The 2,523-nt window shown below is 33.3% G+C and carries 4 protein-coding genes; all 4 read right to left on the minus strand.

Translation table 11 applies throughout. The features are described 5' to 3' along the window. The coding region (locus EWV68_RS12060; protein ID WP_502705769.1) for a helix-turn-helix domain-containing protein at positions 1 to 644 on the minus strand (644 nt) is incomplete at its 3' end. Positions 645 to 1,100: 456 nt separating this feature from the next. Continuing rightward, the gene (locus EWV68_RS12065; RefSeq protein WP_106909825.1) at positions 1,101 to 1,544 is read right to left on the minus strand and encodes a type II toxin-antitoxin system VapC family toxin; all 444 of its coding nucleotides are present in this window, start codon (positions 1,542 to 1,544) and stop codon (positions 1,101 to 1,103) included. Beyond that, entirely contained in the window at positions 1,531 to 1,803 is a 273-nt protein-coding gene (locus EWV68_RS12070; RefSeq protein WP_002761103.1) for a hypothetical protein, read from the minus strand. Before EWV68_RS12070 ends, EWV68_RS12065 begins: the two co-directional genes overlap by 14 nt. 100 nt (positions 1,804 to 1,903) lie before the next feature. After that, entirely contained in the window at positions 1,904 to 2,329 is a 426-nt protein-coding gene (locus EWV68_RS12075) for a DUF29 family protein (RefSeq protein ID WP_106909826.1), read from the minus strand. Between the last annotated feature and the right edge of the window lie 194 nt (positions 2,330 to 2,523).

Here is a 2,523-nt window from a genome sequence, read left to right on the forward strand (position 1 = left end):
TGTTTTAGATCATCCTTGAGAGCGATTAATTGAGGAATATTTTCCAGACTGCGATAAATAATATAATCAAATTGTGGGGCAATTTCTGAAACTAATTTAAGGGTTAAAGCTGTTTTTCCAATTCCAGTTAACCCATAAATGGTAATTAATCGAGTTTTATTATCTAGCCATTCTTTTAAGGTTGATATTTCTAACTTACGTCCATAGTTACACCTTAATTCAGGAGCTTTTGTTAGGTTAATTATTGGGTATAGATGATCATTATCTGGAAAATTTGAAGACTTTTTTAAGTTGTTTTCTGAATAGGGATTATTTTCTCTACAGACATTAACATGATGATTTCTTATATTATTATGTGGAGAGTTAACAAAATTATAAATAGTAGATGAAGCTTTATTTTCTAAAATAGAACGAACATTAGACTTTTTTATATCTTCTTGAAAAACATCTGATAACAGTTGCCACAATTTCCATGCTTCTTTTTTTATATGGTCATAACTGCGCTGATTATTTTCGGCAATTTTTTCATAATCTTGATGTTCCCAAATACCCTGTAAGATGGATTCTTGCAACGAATCAAGATGTTTACCAGTTTTCTCTAATACCTGTTTATCTGTCCATTCTAAAAGGGTTTGAATATCCATATAAGTAAGTGATAGAACTTTTGTATTACTGTTTGGGATAAGGGAACAGATTTTAGTTTTCTCGTTTTTTTATCAGACTAATAATCATTTTACTTCCCTCTTGCAAGAGATCAATGTATTGCCTACGAACATTTTACCCCATAAAGTCGGGAAGGCCAAACTGTCATAGCAAATCCGCCTTAGACAGTAAAGCTTGTAGTCATATTACTCGTAGGGTGCGCCCTTCAATAGCGTAACGCACCAATTTAATAATAGAGGTGGTGCGTTACGGCGAATTATTAATTTTGGTTTTTTGACTAAATTGATAGCCGCCTAACGCACCCTACACTCTACGGACTCGTATAGCGTAACGCACCAATTTAATAATAGAGGTGGTGCGTTACGGCGAATTATTAATTTTGGTTTTTTGACTAAATTGATAGCCGCCTAACGCACCCTACACTCTACGGACTTTAACTAGAAATTTGAGAAAAGATTAATAAAGGGTTTTTTATTTTTCCAGCGATAGGTATTAAAATCTCGATTATCAATTGATAAGATACGTCCATTTCCTAACTCTTCTGCTAAGATAACTAGGGAGGCATCGGCTAAGTCCATTGGCAGACTTTGATATTGTTTCATAAGGTCTTGAATTCTTTCTAGATGAGTATTTTCAAGGTGAAATAATAGAAATTTTTGGGGATGTCTCTCAAATACGTTCATTAATTTTATTTGTTTTTCAACTCCTGTATAGAGATTTGGAGAACGTTGTAAAAGAAGATGACAACTTTCTGTTAAAACACACCAAGTTGTAATTAGGGGTTGAGAAGAATACTGTGCTAAGGTTTGCTGTGCTATTAGATGATATTGATCTTTATTGTTAAATAAAGCCACCCAGAACCCAGTATCAACGATGATCATATTTAGCTTTTAATCCTTCTTTGAGAACGGATTTATAATTAGTAGAAAGGTCGGATTCTGCACTAATACAACCGATTAATCCAGATTCTTTTAAAATGTCTAGGGTACTTTGAGCTTCAGGGTTTATTTTTGCTGCAATCTCTGGCTTTTTTGCCAAAGAATAGCGTTTTTTTAATAACTCAATAAAATCAATCAGTAAGTTTTGTGCTTCTTCAGGTAATTGGTTAATATCTTGTTGAATTTGTTCTAAGTTAATCATTAATTTTCCTCTGTTAAGGTTTTTAAATAGGCTGCTAATCTTTAAGCGACTGTTTCTGACATTTAAACCTCCTGATTTGTTTCCGACTGTCCCCTGTTACTTAATCGATTAATATTAATGCCAATGCTTGATTAATAATTTTATTTTTATCGATCATAGCCTCAATTTCTTCTGGTTTATATATACCTTCAAAAGCTTCTAATGCCGCTTGTCTTAAAGCGGAATAATAAGCATCATCTAAGGTTTCTTTTAATTCTTCTATTGTTAGATAATTTCCTCCAGTTTTACGTCGTTGATTAATGCGTTGAATCTGTCGAACAGAATTAGAAATAGAGGTTTCCCATGAGCGGGTACTGCGGTTTTCTGCTTGCTGTTTAATCAGATGTAATAGGACAATAATACTAAAGCTAAAAATCTTATTGAGCTTATCATCTTTGCTCATTTCTGTCATTTCCTCTACCAAAATCAAGGCATCGGGAACATTGCCAGCTAGTAATAGATTTTTTAACTCTAATAATTCTTCCATTTTTTGCCTTTTTTTACTGATTAACCTCTTAATTTAGTAATTTGTTCCGCATTTAAATTAACCCAAGTTGCTAGTTATAACCCACATTCCGCACCCTAAAGTGTCACATTGAAAATTTTATCTAAATCGTCAAAACGATTGCCGGCTCTGAATTACAGGCTAATTTGTTTGCCCAGCAGATGCACAATTAGCCC

Source organism: Microcystis sp. M_QC_C_20170808_M9Col (assembly GCF_007095495.1).
GTDB classification, from domain to species: Bacteria; Cyanobacteriota; Cyanobacteriia; order Cyanobacteriales; family Microcystaceae; genus Microcystis; species Microcystis aeruginosa.

Bases quoted from the DNA above. Each gene is read 5' to 3' on its own strand.
- EWV68_RS12065 (WP_106909825.1), bottom strand. From the start codon at position 1,544: ATGATCATCGTTGATACTGGGTTCTGGGTGGCTTTATTTAACAATAAA.
- EWV68_RS12075 (WP_106909826.1), bottom strand. From the start codon at position 2,329: ATGGAAGAATTATTAGAGTTAAAAAATCTATTACTAGCTGGCAATGTT.
- EWV68_RS12070 (WP_002761103.1), bottom strand. From the start codon at position 1,803: ATGATTAACTTAGAACAAATTCAACAAGATATTAACCAATTACCTGAA.